At 55.3% G+C, this 25,442-nt stretch carries 24 protein-coding genes and 1 riboswitch; of the genes, 9 read left to right on the top strand and 15 right to left on the bottom strand.

Annotated elements, in window-relative coordinates; all coding sequences use genetic code 11:
- The first annotated feature begins 432 nt into the window (after positions 1 to 432).
- Positions 433 to 2,133 carry an SUMF1/EgtB/PvdO family nonheme iron enzyme gene (locus H6G07_RS21285; protein ID WP_084173545.1) on the top strand — a complete coding sequence of 567 codons (1,701 nt, stop codon included), beginning with the start codon at positions 433 to 435 and terminating at the stop codon, positions 2,131 to 2,133.
- Between the two features lie 120 nt (positions 2,134 to 2,253).
- Here the strand turns inward: H6G07_RS21285 and H6G07_RS21280 are convergent, their stop codons facing one another.
- Positions 2,254 to 3,132 carry an S-methyl-5'-thioadenosine phosphorylase gene (locus H6G07_RS21280; protein WP_073610569.1) on the bottom strand — a complete coding sequence of 293 codons (879 nt, stop codon included), beginning with the start codon at positions 3,130 to 3,132 and terminating at the stop codon, positions 2,254 to 2,256.
- Positions 3,133 to 3,163: 31 nt separating this feature from the next.
- Positions 3,164 to 4,009 carry a Tab2/Atab2 family RNA-binding protein gene (locus H6G07_RS21275; protein ID WP_073610570.1) on the bottom strand — a complete coding sequence of 282 codons (846 nt, stop codon included), beginning with the start codon at positions 4,007 to 4,009 and terminating at the stop codon, positions 3,164 to 3,166.
- Between the two features lie 310 nt (positions 4,010 to 4,319).
- On the opposite strand from H6G07_RS21275, the gene H6G07_RS21270 reads away from it, so the two are divergent.
- Complete coding sequence (locus tag H6G07_RS21270; RefSeq protein ID WP_244901958.1) at positions 4,320 to 5,615, top strand: YcbK family protein; 1,296 nt, start codon at positions 4,320 to 4,322, stop codon at positions 5,613 to 5,615.
- 108 nt (positions 5,616 to 5,723) lie between these two features.
- Positions 5,724 to 5,969 (top strand): hypothetical protein, encoded by a 246-nt coding sequence (locus H6G07_RS21265; protein WP_073610572.1) that lies wholly within the window; start codon positions 5,724 to 5,726, stop codon positions 5,967 to 5,969.
- Positions 5,970 to 5,989: 20 nt separating this feature from the next.
- Here the strand turns inward: H6G07_RS21265 and H6G07_RS21260 are convergent, their stop codons facing one another.
- The 8 genes from H6G07_RS21260 to H6G07_RS21225 all read right to left on the bottom strand — a co-directional run bounded on the left by H6G07_RS21260 (position 5,990) and on the right by H6G07_RS21225 (position 11,604).
- A complete protein-coding gene (locus H6G07_RS21260; RefSeq protein ID WP_073610573.1) occupies positions 5,990 to 7,360 on the bottom strand; it encodes a 16S rRNA (cytosine(967)-C(5))-methyltransferase in 1,371 nt (456 codons plus the stop codon).
- Between the two features lies 1 nt (position 7,361).
- Entirely contained in the window at positions 7,362 to 7,550 is a 189-nt protein-coding gene (locus H6G07_RS21255; protein WP_073610574.1) for a hypothetical protein, read from the bottom strand.
- Between the two features lie 17 nt (positions 7,551 to 7,567).
- Positions 7,568 to 7,657, bottom strand: coding sequence for a cytochrome b6-f complex subunit PetN (petN, locus tag H6G07_RS21250; RefSeq protein ID WP_073610575.1), 90 nt, complete (start codon positions 7,655 to 7,657; stop codon positions 7,568 to 7,570).
- Positions 7,658 to 7,777: 120 nt separating this feature from the next.
- Entirely contained in the window at positions 7,778 to 8,815 is a 1,038-nt protein-coding gene (locus tag H6G07_RS21245) for an agmatinase family protein (RefSeq protein WP_073610576.1), read from the bottom strand.
- A 51-nt stretch (positions 8,816 to 8,866) separates the two neighbouring features.
- Complete coding sequence (locus H6G07_RS21240; RefSeq protein ID WP_073610577.1) at positions 8,867 to 9,205, bottom strand: HepT-like ribonuclease domain-containing protein; 339 nt, start codon at positions 9,203 to 9,205, stop codon at positions 8,867 to 8,869.
- A complete protein-coding gene (locus tag H6G07_RS21235) occupies positions 9,177 to 9,551 on the bottom strand; it encodes a nucleotidyltransferase family protein (RefSeq protein ID WP_073610578.1) in 375 nt (124 codons plus the stop codon). The genes H6G07_RS21240 and H6G07_RS21235 overlap by 29 nt, the downstream gene beginning before the upstream one ends.
- A 34-nt stretch (positions 9,552 to 9,585) precedes the next feature.
- Positions 9,586 to 10,869 (bottom strand): polyamine aminopropyltransferase, encoded by a 1,284-nt coding sequence (speE, locus tag H6G07_RS21230; protein WP_073610579.1) that lies wholly within the window; start codon positions 10,867 to 10,869, stop codon positions 9,586 to 9,588.
- 183 nt (positions 10,870 to 11,052) lie between these two features.
- Positions 11,053 to 11,604: a peroxiredoxin gene (locus tag H6G07_RS21225; RefSeq protein ID WP_073610580.1), complete on the bottom strand. Its 552-nt coding sequence runs from the start codon at positions 11,602 to 11,604 to the stop codon at positions 11,053 to 11,055.
- Positions 11,605 to 11,771: 167 nt separating this feature from the next.
- On the opposite strand from H6G07_RS21225, the gene H6G07_RS21220 reads away from it, so the two are divergent.
- The 3 genes from H6G07_RS21220 (at position 11,772) to H6G07_RS21210 (ending at position 14,629) form a co-directional block, all read left to right on the top strand.
- Positions 11,772 to 12,737, top strand: coding sequence for an aldo/keto reductase (locus H6G07_RS21220; protein WP_073610581.1), 966 nt, complete (start codon positions 11,772 to 11,774; stop codon positions 12,735 to 12,737).
- Positions 12,738 to 13,063: 326 nt separating this feature from the next.
- A riboswitch (cyclic di-AMP (ydaO/yuaA leader) is annotated at positions 13,064 to 13,223 on the top strand.
- 98 nt (positions 13,224 to 13,321) lie between these two features.
- Entirely contained in the window at positions 13,322 to 13,897 is a 576-nt protein-coding gene (locus H6G07_RS21215) for a universal stress protein (RefSeq protein WP_242026922.1), read from the top strand.
- A 219-nt stretch (positions 13,898 to 14,116) separates the two neighbouring features.
- Complete coding sequence (locus tag H6G07_RS21210; protein WP_073610582.1) at positions 14,117 to 14,629, top strand: universal stress protein; 513 nt, start codon at positions 14,117 to 14,119, stop codon at positions 14,627 to 14,629.
- A 14-nt stretch (positions 14,630 to 14,643) separates the two neighbouring features.
- Here H6G07_RS21210 and H6G07_RS21205 read toward each other — a convergent pair whose 3' ends face one another.
- Positions 14,644 to 15,306: a hypothetical protein gene (locus H6G07_RS21205; protein ID WP_139297163.1), complete on the bottom strand. Its 663-nt coding sequence runs from the start codon at positions 15,304 to 15,306 to the stop codon at positions 14,644 to 14,646.
- On the opposite strand from H6G07_RS21205, the gene H6G07_RS21200 reads away from it, so the two are divergent.
- On the top strand, positions 15,305 to 16,330 hold the full coding sequence (locus H6G07_RS21200) for an aspartate carbamoyltransferase catalytic subunit (protein ID WP_073610584.1): 1,026 nt from the start codon (positions 15,305 to 15,307) through the stop codon (positions 16,328 to 16,330). The two genes, H6G07_RS21205 and H6G07_RS21200, sit on opposite strands and share 2 nt — an antisense overlap.
- A 99-nt stretch (positions 16,331 to 16,429) precedes the next feature.
- Here the strand turns inward: H6G07_RS21200 and H6G07_RS21195 are convergent, their stop codons facing one another.
- Positions 16,430 to 17,182, bottom strand: a complete 753-nt coding sequence (locus H6G07_RS21195; protein WP_244901959.1) for a YdcF family protein — start codon at positions 17,180 to 17,182, stop codon at positions 16,430 to 16,432.
- Positions 17,183 to 17,384: 202 nt separating this feature from the next.
- Here H6G07_RS21195 and H6G07_RS21190 point away from each other — a divergent pair, with 202 nt between their 5' ends.
- A complete protein-coding gene (locus tag H6G07_RS21190; RefSeq protein WP_073610585.1) occupies positions 17,385 to 17,867 on the top strand; it encodes a molybdenum cofactor biosynthesis protein MoaE in 483 nt (160 codons plus the stop codon).
- A 1-nt stretch (position 17,868) separates the two neighbouring features.
- Positions 17,869 to 19,236: a fdxN element excision recombinase XisF gene (xisF, locus tag H6G07_RS21185; protein WP_073610586.1), complete on the top strand. Its 1,368-nt coding sequence runs from the start codon at positions 17,869 to 17,871 to the stop codon at positions 19,234 to 19,236.
- Positions 19,237 to 19,293: 57 nt separating this feature from the next.
- Here the strand turns inward: xisF and H6G07_RS21180 are convergent, their stop codons facing one another.
- The 3 genes from H6G07_RS21180 to H6G07_RS21170 form a co-directional block, all read right to left on the bottom strand.
- Positions 19,294 to 19,518 carry a hypothetical protein gene (locus H6G07_RS21180; RefSeq protein WP_073610587.1) on the bottom strand — a complete coding sequence of 75 codons (225 nt, stop codon included), beginning with the start codon at positions 19,516 to 19,518 and terminating at the stop codon, positions 19,294 to 19,296.
- On the bottom strand, positions 19,505 to 21,496 hold the full coding sequence (locus H6G07_RS21175) for a DUF3987 domain-containing protein (RefSeq protein WP_073610588.1): 1,992 nt from the start codon (positions 21,494 to 21,496) through the stop codon (positions 19,505 to 19,507). The genes H6G07_RS21180 and H6G07_RS21175 overlap by 14 nt, the downstream gene beginning before the upstream one ends.
- A 1,531-nt stretch (positions 21,497 to 23,027) precedes the next feature.
- On the bottom strand, positions 23,028 to 25,019 hold the full coding sequence (locus H6G07_RS21170; protein WP_073610589.1) for a hypothetical protein: 1,992 nt from the start codon (positions 25,017 to 25,019) through the stop codon (positions 23,028 to 23,030).
- Between the last annotated feature and the right edge of the window lie 423 nt (positions 25,020 to 25,442).

Below are 25,442 nucleotides of genomic sequence, written 5' to 3'. Positions count from 1 at the left end.
TAAAGGGGGATAGCTGCTCGGACTATTCACTGCTCTTGCTGGCCCAATCGTAGGTGGCGTGGAAAAGACTATTGAAGCATTAGGAAAAATGATTATTTTCGGCCTTGATGGATATAAATGATTACCACGATTTTTCTCGGGTTATCAACATTGAAAATTGCATTAGTTAGCTGAAAACTAATTAAAAACCTTAACGAGCAAACCTGAAAAGAGGATTTTATTGCAGACATTAACTTAGGAATATGTCTGGCCTGTGTGGTAGTGGTCAGAACGTTGAATAAGGGGTCTCACCCCTTATTCAACTGTTAAAAATTCATGTTGTAGGGCCTGTCGTGTAAGGAATTGAACAACGCTGCCGGAACTGGAATCTTTTGATTGCCGTCCATTGTCTTGGCTACCAGGTGTGCATTCTACTTTTGGCAGCTAACTCCTATGACTAACGCCAAGTCTATTTTCATTTCCTACCGTCGAATAACCAGCATCGACATCACAGGACGAATTTATGACCGTTTAATAGCTCATTTTGGCGAGAACAGTGTTTTTAAGGATGTAAATTCAATTCCCTTTGGGGTGAATTTTCGCCACCATTTAGAGCAAGAAGTCAGCCATTGCCCGGTGTTGCTGGCGATTATTGACCCCCAGTGGTTAGGGGTCACTGATGCCCATGGTAAGCCTAGATTGGCGAACCCCTCCGACTGGGTACGGGTGGAAATTGAGGCGGCTCTGCGACGCGATCGCCTCGTCATTCCGGTGCTGGTGAATGGGGCCACGCTCCCCGAAGATGTCGCCCTACCCGAGGGGCTGAGGGGTTTGGTGCATCGCCAGAGCGCAGTGGTGCGCTGCGACCCCGACTTTCACCGCGATCTAGATCGGCTGATTCACCGCATTGAAGGTGTATTCGGCAATTTAGCTGTGGGCAGTTCCGTGTCCTCGTCGTCCCCGCCGATTTCTAGCCCAATCGATAAGCAGGCCGTTGCCTTGACCACCGCCAATAAGTTCCCTCAAGTGTCTAGCGCTCGGCCTATGGGCCGCCGCCGCTGGCTACGCATGGCGGGGCTAGGGCTACTGGGGAGCGGTACGGCAATGGCGGTGCGTCAGCAGGTGCCAGCCCTACAAACCTTAACTCCAGGGAATGTTTCTGAAACTATGCCCAAGCTGGCTGCGATACCCGATCGCCTGCAACAGGCCCTAGAGCAAGGGGAAAGCCCTGCCCCAGAGCCACCAAACCTAGAACCCTCTCTGGAGCCCCCCGAGGTAGCGACTCCCGATCCAGAGATCTTGACCCTAGAGGCAGTGGATTTGGGTGAACTCTATAGCTATGAATCGGTGAGTGTCGATGAGTTTGGCATGGGGCGATCGCAAATTAAATTTTCCACCCCATCCCACAAAGCCCTGCGGCTAGAGACCCCGATTGGCCCCGTCACCCTGCGCTTGGTGTCGATTGTGGGGGGGCAGTTTGTGCTGGGTGCCCCCGCCACCGAGCTGGGCCATGACCCCTCGCAGCCGCCCCAAACCATTGCCACCGTCGATTCGTTTTGGATGAGCGTCCACCCCATTACCCAGGGGCAGTGGCGGGCAGTGGCGCTATTGCCCGCCGTCAATCGAGAGCTTGACCCCAACCCGGCTTACTTTACTGGCAACGATCGCCCGGTGGAGCAAGTGTCGTGGCAGGAGGCGGTAGAATTTTGCGATCGGCTCAACGAACTCCTGAAAACTCAGCCCGCTCAGCCCAGTCTGCAGCGCTACCGCCTACCCACTGAGACCGAGTGGGAATATGCCTGCCGCGCCAAAACCACCACCCCCTTCCACACGGGCCAAACCCTCACCACCGACCTGGCCAACTACAACGGTACCAAACCCTACCGCCAAGAACCCGTCGGCCAGTTTCGCGGTACCACTACGGCAGTTGGAGCCTTTGGCAAAGCCAACGACTTTGGCCTCTACGACATGCACGGCAACGTGCTGGAGTGGTGTTCTCCCAACCGAGACGAATCCGCTAACGATGCCTGGCGAGTAGTGCGGGGTGGCTCCTGGCAAAGCCCGCCCCAGCAGTGCCGTTCGGCCTATCGAGCGGGCCTTGAGGCCGACACCCGCAGCAATGAGGTCGGTTTTCGCATTGTGGGCGAAGGGTGATTGGCATCCCGTGCTACCGAGGTCGTCAGTAGCACGGGTTGAGCTAGCGAAACCCAACATTTACGGCATCTGCGATCGCTCCACAAAAACCCGGTTTTTTTAGAAAACCGGGTTTCTACATCAAGGCAGATACTTCTTGATCAGTAGGTTGAGCTTTTCTAGGGTGGCCTTGGGGGCTTTATCCCACGGCGTAATGATGGCGTACTTCAGCGCCGAATGGGCTTCCGACTCGGGCGGGTTGGCGGCAATGCGGTTCACTACTTCGCGTATTACCCGCTGGGCGTTGACGGCGTTCTTTTGCAGATTGCCGATCACCATCTCCACGGTGACGCTGTCATGGTCGGGGTGCCAGCAGTCGTAGTCGGTAACTAGGGCCAGCGTGGCGTAGGCGATCTCGGCCTCGCGGGCCAGCTTGGCCTCGGGCAGGTTGGTCATGCCGATAATGGTCGCGCCCCAGCTGCGGTACAGCTCGCTCTCGGCTTTGGTGGAGAAGGCTGGCCCCTCCATGCAGACGTAGGTGCCGCCCCGATGTAGATCTACATCGGGCAGCTCCAAGCTTTCGACGGCATCGGCCAGAACACCTGCCAGAGCGTTACACACTGGGTCGCCAAAGGTAATGTGGCCCACTAGCCCCTCGCCAAAGAAGGTGTTGACCCGGTTGCGGGTGCGATCGATAAACTGGTCGGGCACTACCATATCCAGCGGCTTGGCGGCCTCTTTGAGCGAACCGACGGCGGAGGCAGAGATCAGGTATTCCACGCCAAGGGACTTCATCGCGTAGATGTTGGCGCGAAAGGGCAGCTCGGTGGGCATCAGGGTGTGGCCGCGCCCGTGGCGAGCCAAAAACGCCACGCGAATACCGTCCAGCGTGCCGAGAATAATGGCGTCGGAGGGGCTGCCAAAGGGGGTGTCAACGCGAACTTCTTCGATGTCGGTGAGGGCTTCCATTTGGTAGAGGCCGCTGCCGCCGATGATGCCAATCTGTGCCTGTGCCGCCATGGTAGTTAATGTCTAGAGCTGGACTGCATTATCATACCTGGGGTTGCTGCAAGAGCCAGAGGCCGGTGGTGGTCATGCCGGAGTCGTCGGGGCGCACCAGCAGAAAGTGGAGGCCCTGGCTCTCGCGTTTGCGCTGCTCGAAACGTTGACCGGCGGCGGCCACATCGGGGTCGCTGAAGGTGGTGAAGACCCAGCGATCGCACAGTCCCGCTTCCAAAATCAGCCCATCCGGTTCCCCTCGCACATAGCTCAGCCAGGCAGAATTGTTAGCCTGAATCCACTGGGCCAAGGCCATCGCCTGCCGCCCCGCATCCACCACCACTCCAGGAATGGGCGTGGTGCTGGCTAAGCCCAGGCGAGAGGGCATTGAGTTCGGCGGTAGGTGGCGCAGGGGAATGGGTTCGTAGGGTAGGGTTTGCTCGAAATCGTAGGCCGCCAGGGCCGTGAAGCCCCAGGAATCGCCCCAAAGATTTTCCGGCAGCGGCACTGGGGGTGGCGACTCGATGTGCAGCGGATTATAGGGAATAGGGACGGCGTTGGGCTGGGTGGGGTACCACTTGGCCCGCTGCTGGAGCCACTGGTGCAGGGTAGGGGTATGGCGGGTTGGTTCGACCGCAATCCCCAGCGACTCACAGCTAACCGTTAGCAGCGACAGCGCCTGGGGGCGAAACACCTGAATTTTCTCTGGGGTCGTGGTGGCTTTTTCTAACGCGATGCCTATCTGCTCGCTCACCCAGGCTTTGTTCACCGCTGACTGGGGAGTCATGGCTCCGTAGCTAAAGGCAAAATCAACGCTGCACAGCAAAATTTCCCACAGGGGTTCGCCGCTGGGGCTGGTCAGGGGCGGACGGTGAAGATCGGCTTGCCAGACAGTCATGGTGGGTATCTGGCCACTACGGGCTCAGCGCAGGGGCTTACATTTTAAGTCGTGGTACTGAGGTCGGGCAGCAGGGTTGCCGTAGTCAGCGGCAGTCTTCAGCATAGGGGAGAAGGCTGTCTCTAAGTAAATCGGTTGGGTGAATCATTAGTAAACGGTTGAACCGGCAAGGACGCCGCCCTCAAACTGGAACTGAAGGCGATCAGGCTCAGTCTGTAGAAACCATCGACCCGCACCCCTCCCTAGGCAGATGCTTTGGGAGTAAAAAATGGTGCTATATGATGGCCGTGGCGAGAGTGGGGAATGCAGGGTGAATCAAGTTCTACGCGTTAACCGGGCTACGGTGCTGGTGCTGAGGCCAGAGCCGCCGGGGCAGTTGGCCGCTAACGAGCAAGTGGCGATCGCCGCTGGCAGCGTCTATCCGCTGCAATCGTACGCCTACGCCGACATCAACGGCGGCTTTGACGGCCACATTAAAGTGGCCTTTCGCGACAGTGCTCCCGGTGGGTTTAACACCTGGTTTGTGCCCAGCCGCGATACCCAGGTCGAGTCTGACGGCGTGGTGGTCTACCCCCAGGAAGATCAAGAGGGCATGCCCGTGCTGTGGATCAATACCAGTACCCTGCTCAAGCGCCGTCCCCTCGACTCGGGTCTGCTCAACCCCAACGAAACCGTGGCCGTGTCTCGGGGGCAATCCTATAACCTGCACTCCTACGCCTTTGCCGACAGCCAGGGCAACTTTAACAACCACATCAAAATTGCCATCCGCAACCCCGAAGACTTTGTCAATGGGCTGAGCACCTGGTTTGTCTATACTCCCCATGCCTTTGTCACCCTCGACAACGATGTGGTGTTTCCCCGCCCAGACCCCAATGCCTTTGTGCTGCGGGTGACCGCCAACACCCTGTTTAAACGCCGCCCGGTCGATAGCAGCCAGCTCGCCCCCAATGAACAGGTCGCGGCCTCTCCCGGTACTACCATCGTGCTGAGCAGCTACGCCTTTGCTGATGCCCAGGGGTCGTTTAACGGCCACATTCGCTTTGCCATTAAGTATGTCAAAGACGACATCAACGGGCTGAATACCTGGTACGTGTTCCAGGGCCATGCGCGGGTCGAGCGGGCCGGAGTGGTGGTGTATCCGCCCCCGACGACCCCGCCCCCTACCCCGCCGCCCCAGTACTCAGGCCGTCCCTTTCGCCTGCCGGGCAATACCTCGACGTTCTACACCGACCAGCCGATTATTCCCGGCGGCAGCTTTACCTGGGGCGAAGCTACGCGAGATGCCACGCGCATTCCTGAAACCCAGGCGATCGTTGACAACATCATTGGTCTAGCTCGGGCACTTCAGGGGGCGCGCGATCGCCTCAACCGCCCCTTTCAGATCACCTCCTGGTATCGCCCGCCTGCGATAAATGCCGCGGTGGGTGGGGCTTCCCGCAGCCAGCACCTGTTTGGCCGCGCCGCCGATATTCAGGTGCAGGGTCTCAGCGGTCGCCAGGTGGCCAACGCGCTGATGCTGAGCTGGCCGGGGGGCATGGGCATCTACGGCAATATTCCCAACATCATTCACCTCGACACCGGCCCCAAACGCACCTGGGGGTTCTAACCAGGTTGAGATGTGCCTCTGCTCTGCTGGGTTGTAGCGATCGGCTCCGCAGCAGATCTCTTGATCTGGTTATTATAAAAAGCAGCTAATTATTTTTACTGAACGTTCATGCCCCAGCCCAAACATACCCAGGCCCACCTATCGCGCACGGTGCCCAAAGATCAGTCTGAGTTCTTTAAAAAGCGCACCCGTGACTCGATGGAATATTACATGGGGGCGAAGCTGCTAGAGGTAGGTGTGAACCCGAAAAACACCGTTTACCGCTGGACTTCTGAGATTAAGGGCAGTCAGGAAGTGATTACCGTCAGCGCCTACTGGGGTGAGTCACGCGAAAAGCTTGAGGCATCAGAATAACGGTTTTTCTGAGGGCCATATCAGGCCTGCTGAAGCCTGACCATAAAGAACCCATCCATATTTTGGCGGTGGGGCCAGACGCGTATCCAGCCCGCAGGAGCCACCTCTAGACCGTTCCCAAAGCCGGGTGGTGGTGGCTGCACCTGCCAAGTGGGATGGGTGTGGCAAAACGATTCAATCACAGCCTTGTTTTCGGCAGGGTGCAGCGTGCAGGTGGCGTAGACTAGGGTGCCACCGGGTTTGACGCAGCGGGCGGCCTCGCTCAGCAGAGCACTTTGCAGCTTGGCTAGCGTCTCTATGCTGTCTGGGGTTTGCCGCCAGCGGGCATCGGCGTGGCGGTGCAGGGTGCCTAAGCCTGAGCAGGGGGCATCGACTAAGACGCGATCGGCCTGACCGTGAAACTGGGCTAAGTCGGTGCTGTCGCCCGCGTGGGTGTGCAGGTTGGTGAGGCCCAACCGGGTGGCGTTGGCGGTAATTTTTTTGAGGCGAGAGGGGGCGCGATCGCAGGCCCAGACCTTCCCTTCATTCCCCACTATCTCTGCCATCTGCGTAGCCTTGCCCCCCGGTGCCGCACACACATCCAGCACCGTCTCTCCGGGTTGCGGATCGAGCAGTCGCCCCACCATCTGGGCGCTGGCATCCTGCACACTCCACCAGCCTGCTTCGTAGCCGGGCAGATTGGTGAGTGCTCCCTGGTGGTTCATCAGGCGCAGCCCCCAGGGAACCCCGGCGATCGGTTCGATCGCAATATCTGCGGCGGCAAAGGCAGTTTTCACCGCTTCGACTGTGGTCTGCTGACGGTTAACCCGCAGGTCGATAGAGGGCACCTGGTTAAACCACTGGCAAAGCCGGTCGGTTTCTTCTGGGCCAAGCTGGTCAAGCCATAGGGCGATTAGCCAGTCGGGGTAGCTGTGGCGGATTCCTAGGGCGATCGCGGGCTGATCGGGCAGTCGCAAGGGATCTGCCCCCTGATCAGATTGACGGATGTACTGGCGCAGCAGGCCATTCACCACCCCAGAAAGCTTGCCTAACCCGTTGGCCTTAGCCAGATCAACGCTGGTATTTACCGCCGCCGAGTCGGGCACAGCGGTCAGGTAGCGCAGTTGATAAAGCCCCAGGTGCAGCACAAGGCGCAGCACCGGGGGCTGTTTATCCGCCGGGCGAGTGCCCAGCTGATCGATGAGAGCGTCTAAGGTGCGCTGGCGGCGAACGATGCCATAGACCAACTCGGTGGCAAAGGCGCGATCGCTTTCGCTCAACTTGGCCTGACTCAGCGTGCGGTGCAGAGCTACATCGGCGTAGGCTCCCGCCTGCACCTGAAGCAGCACATTCAAGGCTAGTTGCCGTGCCCCAGCCGGTGCAGCAGTCCGAGTAGTGACGAGTTTAGCCAAACTAAGATTTTGCGCGCCGCTTAGGAATCTGCCGATCGCGCTTAGCGGTTTGCTCGTCGTTTTTGCGGCGGCGGCGATCGCGCCAATCGGCGGCGGTTAAATAGGCCACGCCGCCGGTCACGACGACCATTAGCACCAGGGCAATGGTGGCCAAAATGCTAAAGGCTTGAGCTTGTACAGTTGCTTCCATAGCTATAGACGCTGGGTTTAGAAACCGTTGCGACCCCAGATCACCATCGACAGAGAAAAGGTAAAGACGACCAGTAGCGAAACCCAGCCGAACGACAAAATGTCCATAGGTGCTTTCTTAAGACTCAAAACAACACAGCTATTCTTACCATAATGCCACGGCGTTTCCCCGCTTAAACGTCTTGCCGCTCTGGGGGGCAAGATTTTTGGTGAAGACCCGTCCCCGTCCTATAGCCCCATCAGGCAGCACAGCTTGTAGACGGCCCGAGCGCCCACATTGCCGTCCCACTCGCCGTCGCCCACCTCACAGAGGTCAAAGCCAATAATCTGGCGATCGCTGCGCACCACCTGGCGCAGCAGACAAAACACTTCTTCCAGCTCTAGCCCGCCCGGTACCGGGGTGCCGGTGCTGGGGCAGAGTTTGGGGTCGAGACCATCGGCATCGAAGCTGACGTAGACTTTCTCGGGCAGATCCGCGACGATCGCTTCGCACTGCTGCATCCAGGGAATGCCCCTGTAAGTATTTTCTTTCACCACCGAGTCGTAGTGGGTGACAACACGCCCTCCCGACTGTTTGATCAGCGCCACCTCGTCGTGGCACAGGTCGCGAATGCCGACCTGCACCAGCCTGCTCACCTGGGGCAGCTCCAGCAGGTTATACATAATCGACGCGTGGGAATAGCGGAAGCCCTGGTAGCTGTGGCGCAGGTCGGCGTGGGCATCAATGTGCAGCACGCCAAAATCGGGATGGCGCTCGGCCAAAGCCTGTAGGTAGCCCAACGGCACACTGTGGTCGCCGCCAATCACCCCCACTCGCTTGCCAGCGTCGAGAGCGGCGGCACTCTGGGCGTAGAGCCAGCCCGACATCTGCTCGCAGGCGTAGTTGACGTTGTCGAGATCGGTTTGCAGCAGGGGCTGGGTGGCGATCGCCACGCCCTCCTCCGTTGCCTGAATCACCCGATTTGCCGCCTCCCGCACCTGCTGATTGAGCTTGCGCAAATGCTGGGGAATCGGCGGCATATAAATGCCCTGCCGCCAGCCCTCGGGATTGTCGCGATCGTACAGATCGAGCTGAGGAGAGGCCTCTAGCACCCGCTGTGGCCCCTGGGCGGTGCCCTGGTGGTAAGACACCGTCACTTCCCAAGGCACGCCAAAGATGACGATACCCGCTGTGTCGTAGTCGCAGGGCAGACCGTAGAGGTTGCCGTTGTCGAGGCCGACACCACTGGGGTCGAAGGTTTGCAAATTGGCGGTTGAGGTAGTCATGGCGAGTTGGATTTTGCTTGGTTTTCGGGCCTATCTAACGTTTGAGTTAGCTCAATTTTCGGGCGGAATATGTAATGTCAGCTCTGCAATCAGAGGCGGAATTTCAGTTTGAACCACATTCCAAACAACGCTGAGATCAATGTCGTCATAGCCATGGACTAGGCGATTTCGCATGCCGTTTATCTCTGGCCAAGCAATGTTGGGCAACGCCTGGCGAGTGGAGTCTGAAACCCGCCTTGCAGCTTCAGCAATCACTAATATGCGACGGATAACAGCGTCTTGAAGCTGAATATTTTTGGCAAACTCGGATTCAGAACATTGCTCGGTATAAGCGGTAATTAACTCTGCCGATTGCAACCTATCAAGCAGGAGTTGAAGATCCCGTTGCATAGATCACCTGGGCAGAGGAAAGGATTTCGTGGCGGCGCAAGTAGTTGAGACTGGTTTCAACGCCTTGACGCGTGATTAGATCCACCTCTCGGCCAAACAAAACCTTTAGTTCTGCTTCCATTTGATCGAGGGTGCGAAAGGTCGGGTGAGCTTTAGTGTGAAATTGCACCATCACATCCACATCGCTGTTGTCATGAAAGTCGTCGCGTAGAGCAGAGCCAAACAGAGAAAATTCTGTGACTTGCCAGCGATCGCAAAACTCAGCAATCTGGTCTATTGGTATTTCAATCTGAGCAACAGCCACGCCAATCCACCCTGCTCCGTGAAAAAGAGATAGGAGCAGCATTCCCCGCTAATCTCCTATCTCCTAGTTTATTGCGTTAACCCTTCAGCATGTTTTGCACAAAGGTGGGCAGGGCAAAAGCCGCCTGGTGCATGCCTACGTTGTAGTACTGCAAGCTGTGCTCAGCGGCAAACGCTTCCGACTTCGCCGCATCCATGCCCTGGAGCGGATGGGCCGCACCCTTGGTGGCGTAATTAAAACTCCACATGCCCGTTGGGTAGGTGGGGATAAACGCTAGATAGCAGTACACGTTGTCGTCGCCAAAAATGCCTTCTAGACAGTGGTGAATATCCACAAAAGCCCGCTGGTTAAATCGGGGCGACTCACTCTGGGCCGTGATCGCCCCACCGGGCCTGAGAATACGGTGCACCTGCTGATAAAACGCCGTGCTAAACAGCCCCTCCGACGGCCCTACCGGGTCGGAAGAGTCGATCACAATCAGGTCGTAGCTAGCATCGGCGGCGTTGGCCACAAAGGCGATGCCGTCTTCAATGCGCAAGTCGAGTTTAGGGTCTTCAAGCGCTCCTGACAGGGAAGGCAAAAACTCCTTCGAGGCGCGCACCACGGCTTCGTCAATTTCGACCATGGTGACTTTCTCGACCTGGGGATGGCGCAAAATTTCGCGCACGCTGCCGCCGTCGCCGCCGCCGATGACCAGCACATCTTTAAAGCTGGGATTTAGCAGCATCGGCACGTGGATGATCATCTCGTGGTAGGCATTTTCATCCTTCTCGCTGCACATCACCATGTTGTCGATGGTGAGCATTTTGCCGTAGGCAAAGGTGTCAAAAATCTCCACAGTTTGGTAGGGCGATTTCTCGCGGAAAATGCGATCGCCCTTGTGGCGAATTGACAGCGCGATGTCATCGTTTTTGTCGGTAAACCAGACGCTGCGGCTCTGTTTGGGCGTGACCAGCTTGTTGGTGATCTCGTCGCGCAGTTCGCCCAGGTCAACGTCGATGCGCTCCAGCAGTTCAAGCTGGCCGCGATTCATCTCCAGGGCTGAGCCGTAGTCAGCCTTAAACGCGACCTTGAGTTTGTCAAACGAAATCCAAGGGTTGACGGTGTCGCCGCAGGTAAACAGATCGACTGCTGCGTAGCGGTACTCAGGCCAAGTGTGGATGGCCAGGTGACTCTCTTGGATCACCACGACCCCCGACACCCCAAAGGGCGAAAAATGGTGAAACACCGAGCTAATTACCGTGGCTCCGGCGTCGGCAGCCGCCGCCACCATGCTGCTCTCAATCAGCGGCACGTCGTTGAGAATGTCTGACGAGCAGCCAAAGAACTCAACCAAAATATGTCGTCCGAGCGAATTCATGCGCCCTTTCCCCCTTAGAGTTGGCCCAAAACAAAGAGCGACTACTGTATCACTGTTTCAGAGTCTATTTCCCCAGGGCAGTGCAATGCGCTGCCTTAGGGATCTTGTAATGGTGTAGACCCCCAGAGGTGTTTTTGCCTGTCGGGCAGATCACATTGGGGGTGAGGAGTAGGGGGCGATCGCCTAGGACTTGGCCTGCAACTCATCTAGTGCCGCCAGCACCTCCCGACTGTGGATCACCGGCTGCACTCCCAAAAAGCGGGCCTGCATGGTGCCATCGGGGCCAATGATGTAGGTGTGCCGCAGCGACATCGCCCCCAGCCACGAGCCGTAGGCCTTGCTCACCGCCCCTTTTGGATCAGACAGCAGCGGAAACTCCAACCCCTCCGAATCACAGAACTCGGCGTGGGACTCAACACTGTCGGCGCTAATGCCAACGACTTGAGCATTGCGGGCCTTGTACTCGGCGATATCGCGCTCAAACCGCTGGGCCTCAATGGTGCAGCCCGACGTAAAATCGCGCGGATAAAAGTACAGCACCACCCACTGATTGCGAAAATCGGCTAGCGAAATTTCCCCATCCCCAGCGTTAGACGGCAGCGTAAACTCAGGAGCCGGTTCCCCGATCGGAATCTGGGTACCCCCCAGGGCCAGGGCCGGGGCTGGCGATATCATCCAGCTCAGCCAGGCGAGGCAAAAACCCAGAGCAGCCCGCAGCAAACGACGGCGATTCATAGAGAACTGATCCTGTGAAATAGGGGGTATTAGGAAAGGGGAAAACGGGCGAAATCTAGCTTTAGACCCTCCGATCGCTAGAGATTTCTGAAAGCTTTTTAATCAAAGTTTACAATATTGCTGTCCTCTCCTAGTCCGGTCGTCGCCCTTTTCAAGGAACCTTTACGATGTCTCCAATCACTGACCTACAGACTCTCACCCTCGGCCCCGATGGCCCCACGGTACCGGCGTTGGGCGTGGGCACCTGGGCTTGGGGCGACTCCCTATTTTGGGACTACGGTAAAGCCTATAGCGACAGCGACCTGCACGCCGCTTTTGAGGCCTGTCTCGACGCCGGTCTAACGCTGTTTGATACCGCTGAGATCTATGGTTTTGGAGAGTCAGAGCGGCTGCTAGGCCGGTTTATGCAGCAGCGTCCTCAGCAGGCTTTGATTGCTACCAAGTATTTCCCACTGCCTTGGCGATTTTCTCAGCAGTCGGTAGTTGACGCGCTGGCCGCCAGCCTCGATCGCCTCCAGGCAGCCTCGGTGGCTCTCTATCAGGTGCACCAACCGCTGAGTTTTTTGCTCAGCCAAAAAGACCTCATGCAGGCCCTAGCGGCGGAGGTGAAGCGGGGCCGCATCGGTGCCATCGGGGTGAGCAACTACCCGGCCAGCCAAATGCGTGAGGCCCACGGTTACTTAGCTGAGCATGGCATTCCCCTCGCTGTTAACCAGGTGCCCTATTCTCTACTCAACCGCAAAATCGAAACCAGCGGCGTGATGGCAACGGCCCGGGAACTGGATGTGACCATTCTGGCCTACAGCCCGCTCGCCCAGGGGTTGCTCACGGGCAAATACACTCCCGAAACCGACCTTAAACCCGCTGGTGCCAGGCGAATTAGCCCTAGTTTTAGCCAGGATAATCTAACTAAGCTCAAGCCGGTTATTCAGGCACTTAAAGAAATTGGGGAGAAGCATGAACGCACCCCTGCCCAAGTGGCGCTCAACTGGCTAGTGGCCCAGGGCAATGTGCTGCCCATCCCCGGGGCTAAAAATGCCCGTCAGGCCGCCCAAAACGCTGGGGCTTTGGGTTGGCAACTGGCAGTGGATGAACTCGACCGGCTGGGCCAGTTGACCCAGGGCTATCGCTAGGACTGGAGGGTAGGGTAGGCGGCGATTGGGCCAGTTGACCCAGGGGGATCGCTAGGTGTGTAGGGGAGGATAGAGCGCGATCGCAACCTATCCTCTAACGCTTTAAAACCGAAGAATCTTTCTAATGGAAGATGTCTAACTAGAAAAAAATGGTTTTCTTAAGAATATTTTGCATCTTAACTTGTGCTTTATTTTGAGCCAGGAAATTCACCTAAAAAATAAAAAACTGTTGTTTCATTGCTGAGGTGTATCGCGAGATACAAATAGTCACATAACGTAAGGATTTCGTTGACGGTTTTCATTTTTCCCTTCTACAATTTAGAAGTCGAACAAGTCAGCCTAATCTAGTCGCCCCAAAGGCTAGAGCGGGGGAACCAGTAAAGGGGCGTGTTTCCGAGTTCTCAAACCCCCATGAAGGGTAATCGGAGAAGGGTATCTCTCAACCCTAGCCCGTCAGCTAACCTCGTCGGCATTGAGGGAGACTGAACTATCACCATTTACGCCAATGCGTTGATTGTTTCAGTGTCCTAAGTCGTGTTAACACGGCTTGTTCGCTGTTCATGACTAGGCTCCAGGAGGGTCTCATGCAGCTCAAATCGCGCACTACTGCCCCACCAAGGCAGCCATTTCCCAACGCACCTCAGGTTTCTCCTGAGGCGGCAATTAAGCCCATGATTATGCGTTTAGAGGCGGCCCTAGGTCGCCGCGATCTCGCTAAGAATATCGTTTTACTGCTGCGGCCAAAACCGCCTGTTGCAGGCCCCAATGTAGAGGATCAAACGATCAATTTTGTCGTCGGCTATAGCGGCTCGGCCCACAGTCAGGCAGCCCTTGATTTGGCCCTGTGTGTGGCGCACCAAACTCGTTTGGCGAAGCCCAATCCGGTGATGGTGCATGTGGTTTATGTGGTCGATAAAACTCGTCCTAAAACCATTGCCAACGCCGATCGCATTTTGTGGCAGGCGCGCTGCTTGGCCAGCGAATGGCGCGGCTCGCTCAACGCTCACCTGCGGGTCGGTCAGGTGGCGACCGAGCTGAGCCAGGTGGCCAAGGAGATCGGGGCCGAAGTGCTGCTGGTGGGTTGTCACACGGATAAGCACCAGCTGGTGCGGCAATTAGATTCCCAGACTCCTTGTTCTGTGCTGGGGTTGCCCAAGTAAGTCGATCGCCTCAGCCGGTGTGGCTCAGCGTTAGGCGTCAGCCCATGCGAACGTTCGAGCGTCAGGTTTGGTAGAGTCGAGGCGAATTCTACCAAACCTAACGGTTGAGGTGCTGTAGCAATTTGTCGTTGGTGGGTGGTGGACGATCGCGATCGCCGCCCCCTTGAGCAATCCAATTAACCGCTTTAGGCAACCAGCCCTACTCTTGAGGAAGAAACCATGAGCTATCGAAAAATTCTGGTGGCCCTCGATCGCACAGCGGCCTCCGATCGCGTCTTTGACTATGCCTTAGACCTAGCCCAATCTTCCCAGGGGCAGCTAAAATTGGTTCACAACCCCGCGCTCAAACCCTACGACAACTTAGGGCAGCTGATTGATGCTGGAGCAGGTCTACAAAATTCTGCCAAGGTGCAGCATGAAGCAGAAGCGGCCCAACTAGACCAGAGTCAAGAGACTCGACAATGGCTGGAACAATTGCGCGGGGAGGCTCTAAACCGCCAGGTCTCGACAGAGATTGTCTGTGAAACAGCTGCCCCCGGCCCCTTCATCTGCCAACTCGCTGAAACCTGGGCCGCCGACGTAGTTGTGATGGGCAACAGCGGCAAAAAAGGCCTAAAGAAGCTCATTCTGGGCAGCGTGAGCGAGTATGTGGCCAAGCATGCTCCTTGTCCTACCCTAGTGGTACCCAATGACAGCGGCTTAGAGGTTGAACTTCTATCTAAGGCCGGTTAGCTCTGTTGGGGCAGCTATAGCACTAGGGGGTTGCCCCGATTGGTAAAGACAACGGCCTCAATTTTCCAGTCGGGTTGGTTGATTAGGGTCTCACGCAGGCTGCCCAGCAGCGCTTTCTGTTCGCACACCGACAGCGAATTGAGCACCCGGCGAGAGCTGCGGGCCACCCGCAGGTCGATGGTGACGGTGTTGGTCTCAGGGTCAAAGCTGGTGCGATAGCCCGAGAGGTTAAGTTCTGGAATAGCCTGCTCCGCCATGATCAGGGCAACGGTGTTCTCCATGCTTTGGGTGCGGGGTACCTGAATGGGCTCGGCTTGGTAGCTCTCGCAGCGATCGTCGAGGGTATAGAGATCGACGGCAACTGGGTCGGTGGGCACCACCAGTCGCCGGGCCTTGGCCTGTATGAGGCGACTGGTGCTAATCAGGGCATCGGCAGGGCTAGAGGCTAATTCTAGGGATTGGAAGAGGGGAGCGATCGCCGAATTCGCAGCCTCCCCGGAGCCCGTAGATGTCGTTAAGTCCGTCGCTTTAGATATTGGCTCCACCCCAGTGCTAGGCCCAGAACAACTCCCCAGCAGTCCCAAAAGTGCCAGGAAAATTGCCCCCGAGATTATCCCTGAGGCCCCCGGCCAGGTATGGTGGGGACGGTATTGAACGGGGTTGAGACAACGGGCCATGGCGAGTGCTTCCTGGAATCGACGACACGTGCTGTCGCTGGCTGATTTTACGGCGGCGGAGTTTGAAACGGTGATGGAGACGGCGGTGAGCTTTTGGCAGGTGCTGTCGCGCCGCACCCGTAAGGTGCCCGCCCTCCAGGGGTTGGTGGTCACCAACATGTTTTTTGAACCCTCGACCCGCACCCGCAGCAGCTTTGAGCTAGCCGCCAAGCGCCTGTCGGCAGATGTGCTCAACTTTGCACCCGGCACCTCGTCGCTCACCAAGGGTGAGACCATTCTAGACACCGCCAAGACCTACCTGGCCATGGGCACCAACCTAATGGTGATTCGCCACCAGGAGGCGGGGGTGCCGGGGGCGATCGCCGCCGAGATGGATCGGCTCAATACTGGAGTCGGCGTGCTCAACGGCGGCGACGGGCTCCACGCCCACCCATCCCAAGCCCTACTCGATCTATTCACGCTAGGACTGACCCTTGATCCGGATCAACCCACGGCATCGCTGATAAAAGGCAAGAAAATTGCCCTAGTCGGCGACATTCTCCACTCCCGCGTCGCCCGCTCCAATCTCTGGTGCTTAACGGCCTGCGGCGCTGAGGTTCACCTGGCGGCCCCACCCACCCTGCTACCCCCCGGTTTTGCCGATGCCTTCATTACCCAGTCGCCCATCGACATTCCCCGCGCCATCGTGCAGCACAGCACCCTGGCCCCAGCCCTGGAGGGGGCCGATTTTGTCATGACCCTGCGTTTACAAAAAGAGCGCATGGCCCAGCACCTGCTGCCTAGCCTGCGGGAATATCATCAAGGGTTTGGGGTGACGCGCGATCGCATCCAATCCTGCCAGCCCACTGTCAAAGTCCTCCACCCCGGCCCGGTAAATCGCGGCGTCGAAATCAGCTCTGACCTGATGGATGACCCCAACCTAAGTCTGATCAGCGACCAAGTTACCAGCGGCGTTGCTGTGCGGATGGCGCTGCTGTACCTGATGGGAGTGGGGAAGAAAGGGGGTGAGGGAGTAGGGGAGTGAGGGAGAAAGTTTTGAATTTTAAGTTTTAAGTTTTGAATTTGCTGCTTTAATTCAAAACTCAAAACTCAAAACTTAGAACTCTCCCACCCCATCACTCCCCTACGCCCCAAACCCCACCTCCCCCGTTTCTCGCGCAAAATATCGGCCCATCATGCCATAGCCGATCAGTCCGGCCCATTCTCGCAGTACCAGGAACTGACGTTTGCGATTGTCCAGACTCTGCGGGATGGGACTGGGGTGGGGCGTGACCTCGAACCCTAGGCTGCGGAAGGTGAGCAGCGATCGCGCCATGTGGGGCGGGTCGGTGACCAAAATTAGCCGCCGAATGCCTTGGGGTTGCAGCAGTGCCGCTGTAAATAGGGCATTTTCGTTGGTGGTGGCCGAGCAGGGTTCGCCGTCAATCGCCTCGGCTGGCAGCCCGGCGGCCTCTAGCAGTTGGCCAATTTCTGCGGCGTCGCTGCGACCGCTGGCGAAGATTAGGGGTGCCCGCTGCTGTCGCCACAGTTCGGCGGCCACCTGCACCCGACTGGGGCGAAAGTCTCTCCCGCGCCCCAGCACCACAACGGCATCGGCAGGCTGGCCGCCATCGCGAGGAATCAGCAGCGCCAGTCCTTTCCCACCCAGCTGAGTACCCAGGGGAGATAGGCTCAGACTATAGAGCAGCACCAGCAGCACCCCGGCCAGACTAATCCGGCGCTTCCATCGGCGGGGGCGCACGATCCAGGGGGCAGCGACCATCACGGCCAGGATTGGCAGGATGAGGGTGGGCTGTAGGAGCATATTGAGCAGTCGCCAGAGCGATCGCGTCAGGTCACCCGCCGCTGTAATTTGACAGGCCGATAGATCAACCACGGTATACCTCCGGCTTAGACTTTAGAAGCAAGGATGCCCACCCTATAATGCAAGGCACTGGTCGCAGAGGATGTCGGCACCAATACTGGATGGCCCCGATCGGCTGCCCTGCTTAGGGATAGCTGCACGGCGTAACCAACCGCTACGATAGACGAATTTTTGTGAAGCCAGTGCCGCCTCTGTCGTTATTTATAGGTTTGTTATGCCGCTCGCTACGCCGAACTCTGTGGTCGCACTCGCTGACAGTCTGCGGGTAACCTTTGCCCCTCTCTCCCTCGACGAGGTTTATAGCCTGGCCGATGACCCCGCCAACGGTGCTGTGGTGGTGATGAGCGGCATGGTGCGCAACAACAGCGAGGGCAAAGCCGTCGTGGCGCTGGAGTACCAGGCCTACGAACCTATGGCCCTGGAAGTGTTTAAGCAGATTGCTGCCCAAATTCGCGACACCTGGGCTGATGCTACCCGTGTCGTCATTCACCACCGCACCGGCAAGCTGGCCGTGGGTGATATCAGTGTGCTGGTGGCCGTGGGCTGCCCCCACCGAGCCGAGGCGTTTGCGGCCTGTCAGTATGCGATCGACACCCTTAAGCACAACGCCCCGATTTGGAAAAAGGAGTGGTATAGCGAGCTTGATGGTACACTCCATAGCACTTGGGTAAGTATTGGAGCTTGTGAAGAGGGGTAATGTGCCGTCAACTATTGGCTATTGCCGTGTAAGCAGTCGAGAGCAAAGTGACAACACCGCTGCGTTGGATCAGCAGAAGGCCCGTGTTAAAGAAGCAGGGGCCGAAGAGATCTTGGTGGATGTGGAGTCGGGTCGGTCTGGACGCGAAGATGATAGACCAGAGTTCCAGCGACTTATGCGCTTGGTGGAGCAGCAGCGCGTTGAGAAGGTGATTGTCACCCGTCTAGACCGACTGAGTCGTTCAGTTATTACTCTCAGGAGGATACTAGATTTATTTCAAGCATCAGAGGTTGTTCTCATAGCCTTGGACAACTCTGTAGACATGACAACGGCTGCTGGCAAGTTTCATGTCCATATGCTGGCGTCTCTAGCTGAAATGGAGTCTGACCACCTATCAGAGCGTATTAAGCACGGTCATGCCCACTTTCGCAAACAAAAGCGAGTTTGCCATGCTCCCCTTGGCTATAGGGTTAACAACTTCAAGCTAACTGTGGACAAAGAAGCATTTATCTGCATGCTTGAGTCAAAATTGGAGCTATCAAAGTTTTCACTTTCTAGATGGCTGATTGAAACCTATATCTCTGTGCAAAGCCTTGACGGGACTATCCGTCGGTTTAATAAGGTTTACGGATTTCCTGTTTTTTACTCAGCCAGCGCCTTGGGACGCTGGTTGAGAAGTCCAGTTTTGCGGGGGCATATTGTTTATCGTCCTAAATCAATCAATCCAGAGGTTTACCATAATCAGCATGAAGGTTTGATGACTGAAGATGAGTACCAGGACATCAAACAAATTTTAGATTTCAACTCTAGGCTTGGTGGCTTTGGTCACTCCCGTGGACGATATGCTTTAACCGGATTAGTTCGATGTGATTGTTGCGGTAAAGGATGCATCATTGCTAATGGCTATCGCGGCCAGTACAAATACTTCCTCTGCGCCCGCAGCCGCACCAAAGCCTGTGAGTGTAATAAAGGTGTACGCATGGAGGTTTTGGAAAAAGCTGTCATTGACGCTCTGGTTCAGCGCGCTGAGGAAATAGCTAATCTAGCGAATGTCTCAACCCCCCAAAAAGAATCTGCTGAACTGGCAGAGCTACGTAGTCAGCTAGCTGTACTGGAAGCAATGGGTGAAAATTCAGCAATTGTTGAAGCCAGGGCATCACTCAAACAGCAGATAGAAGCCCTTACCCACCGCCGCGAGTCACGCACACAATTAGATACTGGCCTAAAGGACCTGCTCATAACGGTAGCCTCTCAGACTGATTTTTGGGAGAGTCTACCGACTGATCAGAAACAACGCTTCCTTCGGCTTCTTGTGGAAGCAGTCGTGATTCGCAATGGACACCTTGTAGGAGTGGATCTTCTGGTGTAACCAAGCCTTTTTTAAGCGCGTAGGTGATCATCGCGTTCAGTAATTCTTTTGCAATACTCACACCGTCCTCCGTTGCTTCCCTTGGTTTGTTAGCCATTGCTTTAAATTGCGATCGCGCTGGTCGAGCCATCTCCATAGCTGCCGTTTGTCCTCTGGGTCGAGCCGCCCCAGTAGGTCGAACACCTCCGCTGCTGCATTCTGGGGGGCGCTCCTGATGATCGTGACTAGCAGTTGATAAATATCGGCAGAGATTTCGTTGAGGTCAGTTTTAGCCGTCTGCATGGCGGCCACCTCCCAGGAGCTCGGTTAACTCGCGATCGCTGATGGAGGTAAATTCATCCGGGTGATGGTGTCCATTTGTCTGCTTAACAGAGTTATGTTCAACCTGCTCAACATTTCGCTCAACAAATCCTGAAAAGCCTTGCCCTAAATAATGTTGAGTGGGTTCAGGTCTACTCAACATCTGCTCAACATTCTGCTCAACATCGAGGTTTTGTTGAGCATTCTGCTCAACCCAGGGTGGTGATTCAAGTGTATTGAGGGAGTACAGGCCGTCTTGTTGGACAATCCAGCCCTGCTCAACAAGGGTGCTTAACAATTCCCGCAAGTAGGGCGATCGCCGCTTGGACTTGTCGGTATCGCGGTCAAATAGGCGTCCTTGAGAGATCTCCCGCACACCCATGGATTGTTCTTTCCGCTTTAGGTAGTTGTAAACCTTGAACAGATCACCAGTAAGCTCCTGTTGGGGGCTGTTGACGGCTAAGACCAGCTTCAGTTGGCCGATATAGTACTCAGTCCACCGCCGCGCTAGCTCGACAGTGTAGCCATCCACAGTAGGCTCCGGTGCTCTGCTTGCCAAAACCGCATTCACTAGGTGCAGCCAGAGGATAAAGCGACCAAAGTAGGTCTCAAACTTGGGATAGGCTGCCTGTAAGCTGGGGTGGTCTGCGGCAATTTGACGATCGGTCAACTCGTGCTGGTACGCCTGAAAGGATTCTTTGGCGTGGGGACTCAATAGGTAGGTGCCCTCAGGTAACTGGAGCAGGTCGTTGAACAACTGCATTACTGCCGAGGTGAGGCCAATATCGCCAACATCTTTTGCAAGGTCAATTTTTGATGGGGGGGCGTCCGCCGCACAGAACAGATAACGGGCAAATTCTCCACAAACGTCTTCGTGAGCGCCCATTAGGCGCTGTAGGGCGCTAAATTGGGTAGCCCCTACCCGATTGATAGCGGTTTTGGGTAGGAAGGTAGAGCCGTCACCTTTGCGATCGCACACGATTGCGCCGCCGTTGAACTCAGATAGGTCGGCTTCGAGTTCGCCACCGTCACCCTTGCCACTGTTAAAACGCCCCCGTTCAGTGATAAACGCAGAAGCCTCATCTTTATAAAGCAAGAGCCCTCTAGGGTTCTCTTTATGGATTTGGACACGGGCCGCCAGGGTGTTGTCTTGGGAAACGTAGCGTCGCCGGGTCGGCTTGTTTGGCTCTGGACCAGGGTTATCCCCTGACTTAGAAGCCTTCAGCCATTCCTTATAGTCCTGCTCGTAGGTGGCCAGCTCGTACTGGTAGTCAAGGGCAGCAGATTCCTCTAATTTAGTTAACACCTCTAGAATGGCGGCCTGAGATGGAGTTTTCTTTCGCCCGGTGCCAGCGACAATAATACTTCTGAAGATTGCTCGTACGGTATAACCTGCTGTGGCGTGGACAACCAGAGTATGGGCGGTACCGATCGCCGTTGCTAGGACGGGAATAAGAGTGGTGACCAGAAATTCTGGAGCCGTTGGCATCGCGTCAGCTACCTGGGCAATCTTACGGGCTAATGCGCCGCCGTCCCCGTGCAGGCCTTCTTTGAAAGGGAGCCGTTGCCCTTGGATTGCCCTCAGGTGCTCAAGATCGGCTGTTGCCCGTTCAGTCGCCGTCTCAAGGTCGGCTTCACGTTCTAGTTCACCGTAAATCCGCTGTAAGATTTGGGGCGGGTAACCAGTTTGGCGGGAAAGGTCAGCAATCAGTGCTTCAACATCGGAGCCCTTAAGACCCTCCACAATCGCTTGCTTTAGGCATTGTTGAGCTTGGTCAAGAGTGAGCCCCTTTGCATCAAACCCTAGTTCCTTAGCTTGGGCCTCAAAAAGCCTTAAAGCATTCCACGGGTCGAAATTTTCGACCTTACACCATTGCTCTAAAGTAATCCTGGCTTGCTCTAAGGTATGGCTGCCCGTGGCCACACCCTGGAGCAGCAACTCTTCTACCTTGATCTCCACACGTGCGCTATTAATCTCTACTGTCCGTTCCCTCTCTTTGGCCGATTGACGCTGGGTCTTAGGCTTGCGCTTGCCTGGGCTACTCTGTTGGCTCGAATGTAATGGCGCGATCGCCTGTCTAATCTCGGCGGGTGCACATCCACTGGAAAAACAACTGTAGGGTGGTGGTTCACCCTTAGACGAAATACTTAAGTTGTTACCTCCGCAAACTGGACAAATATACTTGTTCTTTTCTTTGGGATTTGGGGCGAGCTTATCAAGATAGAGGCGAATATCAAAACTCATCGCACCCTCCCTGTTGCTCACTAAGGTATTGGGGTTGATCTTGGGTGGAGGATACGTGAGCTAGAACTAAGACGGGCGTGAGCAGCCAACCTGAAGTAGGCCGTTGAGAGTATAATTGCGACATTATCAAGAAAAGAAAACGACATTCTGAGCACCGCTGACAGGCAGTGCTTTTTGCTGTTTAAACGAAGAAAGAGATCCCAAGAAGCAAATTAGATCTGCCTCAGGAATCTCTTTTTAAGTGCGTGATATTGGTTGAGTGGCGCTTTATCAGGTGTGCCACTCAACCAATATCCCGGCCAAATATTTAACGGCCAAGGGATTACTAACGGGCCGCAAAAGTGTTTGGAGCAACCCGGCTGCTCAAAACACCATAAAGTCTGGCCAAACAAAAGTGAAAGCATATTCCCTCCTCAGGAATAACACTTCCCTTTCAATAGCCAAATAGCTATTCAAGCTTTGATCAGGAGCAACTTTAATCAACCCTTAGGCTTAAAGCTTAAAAGGTCAATAATGGGTTATCACCCTGAGAATAAAAATCTTGAATTGCCAAAGCCTATCAGAAAGGAAAAGTTGTGAATTGGATAGTCGTTCATGATTTATCTCGGTCGGTCGTTTTCCTTACTGATGACTTCAACAATATAGTGAGGGCTTAGCGCCAAGCACCTGCTCGTTGTCGCAATCAATAAGACATTACTCTAACTTTTCAGCTAAAAGGCTAATTGCATAATTTAGAAAAGTTTACATATGACTAATTGGTTCATATTGATGCTTTAAGTCATTCTGGCTAGATGCAAGTTTTTGCAGGTAAAAACTTGCAGATGCAAGTTTTTACCTGCAAAAACTCACGCCTCAAAAGCAATCAACATACTAGAAATGAAAATTGATATAGAGGAGCAAGCAGGTAAAGTGAAGGACCACTCAAAGAGAATATATTTGGCTCATTCCCAATATATTGATCCGTTAAAGATGCCATTTGACAGCCTTATTCATCACCACAGAGGCCTTGGGCTTTTTCGTTGGGACAGTTGTCAGCAGCGCGTCTCCCACAGGTTATCCCCTTTACAAACCGTTACACCAAGTTTGTAACTGTGGCAAACCCTTTGCCGTCACAGCGCTGTAGCGAACCTGGGGTAGTTTGTTGAACCTTTACATCTCAGAGATCCACTTGTCAGCAGCTAGATTATGGTCTTCCCATCGGCAGCATCGCAGATGGGAAGACCATACCTTATGGCAAAACGAGACATCAAGCCGCCGAATGATCCTGCTGACGGCGCTTATTCTCCTGCCGCAGCTGCTGACTGAGCGCCTTGATCTGAGCCTCGGATAAATCCCTCAGCCGTAGCTGCCCATCCGCCGTCAGTGGTAGCTCAGCGGCATCCTGAGCACTGAACACTTGTTTGAAGAGCTGCTGATTAAACGCCGAGATCGGGGCGATTTTATCTTGCAGATCCTGCTCATCGTACTGGCGGCTTTGCATTGCTCGGCTGTGATGCATCGCCCGCGCCGCTGCCTCTAGCTCCGCCTCTGAAGCCCTCGATCTTTTCAGATAGGTGACATACATCTTGCGCAGCGACTGAGGCACCACCGGCACCCCCACATGCCGATAGAATAGGTACTTCACCCAAGACGTCAAATTTTGGTGGGTGATCGGTTCACCGGGTGTGGCCCCCATCGTCGTCTTCACCTTGACGAACAACTGATTATGAGCGGGGTTAAATAACGGACGATAGGTGTCAATCCAGGTCTGCAAGAGACCATAGAACGTCTGCCCCCGGGCCAGCTGCATATTGTCAATCGGCGTCAGGTACTTCCCATAGATCTCACCCGTCTTGTAATCCTTGGGCCCAAGGTAGAGGTGCCACTGAGCCAACTCAGGGCGAGCCATATTTTCAATTGGCACCAACACCCCATCCTCAATCGATCCCTGCATCAGCGTGCGGCCCATTTCTAGCTCACAGATGGTGCGATTCCTCTCGGGTGCCATCACCGAAAGTATACAGAGCACCAACACCAGCTGTAGGTCGCAGGCGATCGCCGTCGGCTCTCGAAGCTTACGCTGACGGTGGGGCTTGCCATTACGCTGACTCACCGAGTAGTAAAACCGCTCTTCGTACTTGGCCTGTTGGGCGTCAAGCACATCGAGCACCGTTTCCCAAGAGACGCTGCGTTCCTTGTAGGCGATTTCTGGCGGCTTACTCTTGCGCAACTTGTTGGCTACCGAGAGCTTCTGCCGCAGTCGCCGTACCACTGGAATATCCGTGTACCCCGACTTAGAGGCCGTGTTCTCCGTCTCTCGATAAAAATACTTCGCCACAATAATCAGCGCCTGTAGAGTCGCCACCTGACTATCTGGCGCATCCCTGTAGAACACAAAGTAGTCATCCCACACCCGCTCCGCCACCCGCGCCTGCTGCTCGGCCAACTCCTTGCGTTGCTCCCGCCGCATCAGCAACTTTTGCCAAGCCTCCTCTTCATTCATTCCCTCCGCCTGAATGGACTCCATCGAAACATTGAGCGGGGTGTAGGGCACCAACCCTGTGAGGGATAAGTCCTCCAGCGGTACCAGACCGTAGCGATGCTGCCAACCCAGCATGCGCATGAGAAATGAGACATTGCTGTTAATGGTGGCAGGTCTATGATTGAGGGACTGCACCTCGAACTGCTTTACAGCATCGATTTGCACTCTCAGCCTGTCATTGACCTCATCGGGCTTGAGGCCAAAATCGGGGCGTCGCACTCGCTTAGTGAGCCCCAGGTTTTTGAGCGGCTGTTTTCCCCTCTCCTTGGCAATGTTGAAAGAGTGGCGATAGACCTGAGCCGCTGGCTGAGAGACCTCATCACCTAAGGGAACCTGCCCCGCATCGAGCCACCCCTGGTCTTGAACCCAGGCGATGAACTTAGACAGCTGATAGCGATTGGCCTTTTGAATTTTGGAATCAATGTCCTTGGCCTCAAAGTGAGTGCTCTGGGCCTTTAGCGCTTGGTTGAGCTGGTCAAGGGGCAGGGTGTAGAGGAAGCGCTGGGCCGCTTCGACTTCTGAGGGAGTAATGCGGTCTCCCTGACGGCTGGGGCCACCCCAACCCGGCACGGTGTAGCCGATGACCGCTGTACGTGCCAGGGAGACCGTATTGCGCGGACTGTCTCCAGTAGCGCACTGTCCGCTGAGCACCAAACTATAAGCCCGAAATGCAGCGCCGACAGTCTTGATTTGACGGGAGTAATATACATCTTCCATGCGTCAACCCTTCTTTTTTAGCTAATGTGTATGGATGCGCACAAGCTAACTGATTAGCTTGCCTTATGTCGGTCAGATCCTTGATTTGTAAGGACATAATACCCTAAATGTAACTCATTTTGCATGCGCTCGTTGTAGGAAAAATAGAGTGCGCATAAGCTAAGAAATTAAAGAATAGCGAGTTTCGTAAAAAACATTAATTCCATTATTTTTTATATCAAATACAAGAGATTGAAAACTTCTAAATAACAGCTAAAGCTATCTGCAGCAATGCTTTAGGAGATAGCATTATAAAACTTTGTTCTTTATATTGAAATATTTTTGCTTTCCAGCATCAAATTCCGCTTCGATAAAAATATTTGAGAGTGGGTTGGACGGTATTACAAGCGCTGCGAAGTCGAATATTACTTGCGAGGTTTTTAG

This window comes from Phormidium tenue FACHB-1052 (assembly GCF_014696675.1).
Taxonomy (GTDB): domain Bacteria; phylum Cyanobacteriota; class Cyanobacteriia; order Phormidesmidales; family Phormidesmidaceae; genus Nodosilinea; species Nodosilinea tenuis_A.
The sequence above is the reverse complement of the archived record's forward strand: the minus strand, read 5'-3'. Positions and strand labels throughout refer to the sequence as shown.

Coding starts and splice junctions, on each gene's coding strand:
- H6G07_RS21285 (WP_084173545.1), top strand. CDS start 433: ATGACTAACGCCAAGTCTATTTTCATTTCCTACCGTCGAATAACCAGC.
- H6G07_RS21280 (WP_073610569.1), bottom strand. CDS start 3,132: ATGGCGGCACAGGCACAGATTGGCATCATCGGCGGCAGCGGCCTCTAC.
- H6G07_RS21275 (WP_073610570.1), bottom strand. CDS start 4,009: ATGACTGTCTGGCAAGCCGATCTTCACCGTCCGCCCCTGACCAGCCCC.
- H6G07_RS21265 (WP_073610572.1), top strand. CDS start 5,724: ATGCCCCAGCCCAAACATACCCAGGCCCACCTATCGCGCACGGTGCCC.
- H6G07_RS21255 (WP_073610574.1), bottom strand. CDS start 7,550: ATGGAAGCAACTGTACAAGCTCAAGCCTTTAGCATTTTGGCCACCATT.
- petN (WP_073610575.1), bottom strand. CDS start 7,657: ATGGACATTTTGTCGTTCGGCTGGGTTTCGCTACTGGTCGTCTTTACC.
- H6G07_RS21245 (WP_073610576.1), bottom strand. CDS start 8,815: ATGACTACCTCAACCGCCAATTTGCAAACCTTCGACCCCAGTGGTGTC.
- H6G07_RS21240 (WP_073610577.1), bottom strand. CDS start 9,205: ATGCAACGGGATCTTCAACTCCTGCTTGATAGGTTGCAATCGGCAGAG.
- H6G07_RS21235 (WP_073610578.1), bottom strand. CDS start 9,551: ATGCTGCTCCTATCTCTTTTTCACGGAGCAGGGTGGATTGGCGTGGCT.
- speE (WP_073610579.1), bottom strand. CDS start 10,869: ATGAATTCGCTCGGACGACATATTTTGGTTGAGTTCTTTGGCTGCTCG.
- H6G07_RS21225 (WP_073610580.1), bottom strand. CDS start 11,604: ATGAATCGCCGTCGTTTGCTGCGGGCTGCTCTGGGTTTTTGCCTCGCC.
- H6G07_RS21220 (WP_073610581.1), top strand. CDS start 11,772: ATGTCTCCAATCACTGACCTACAGACTCTCACCCTCGGCCCCGATGGC.
- H6G07_RS21215 (WP_242026922.1), top strand. CDS start 13,322: ATGCAGCTCAAATCGCGCACTACTGCCCCACCAAGGCAGCCATTTCCC.
- H6G07_RS21210 (WP_073610582.1), top strand. CDS start 14,117: ATGAGCTATCGAAAAATTCTGGTGGCCCTCGATCGCACAGCGGCCTCC.
- H6G07_RS21200 (WP_073610584.1), top strand. CDS start 15,305: ATGGCGAGTGCTTCCTGGAATCGACGACACGTGCTGTCGCTGGCTGAT.
- H6G07_RS21205 (WP_139297163.1), bottom strand. CDS start 15,306: ATGGCCCGTTGTCTCAACCCCGTTCAATACCGTCCCCACCATACCTGG.
- H6G07_RS21190 (WP_073610585.1), top strand. CDS start 17,385: ATGCCGCTCGCTACGCCGAACTCTGTGGTCGCACTCGCTGACAGTCTG.
- H6G07_RS21180 (WP_073610587.1), bottom strand. CDS start 19,518: ATGCAGACGGCTAAAACTGACCTCAACGAAATCTCTGCCGATATTTAT.
- H6G07_RS21170 (WP_073610589.1), bottom strand. CDS start 25,019: ATGGAAGATGTATATTACTCCCGTCAAATCAAGACTGTCGGCGCTGCA.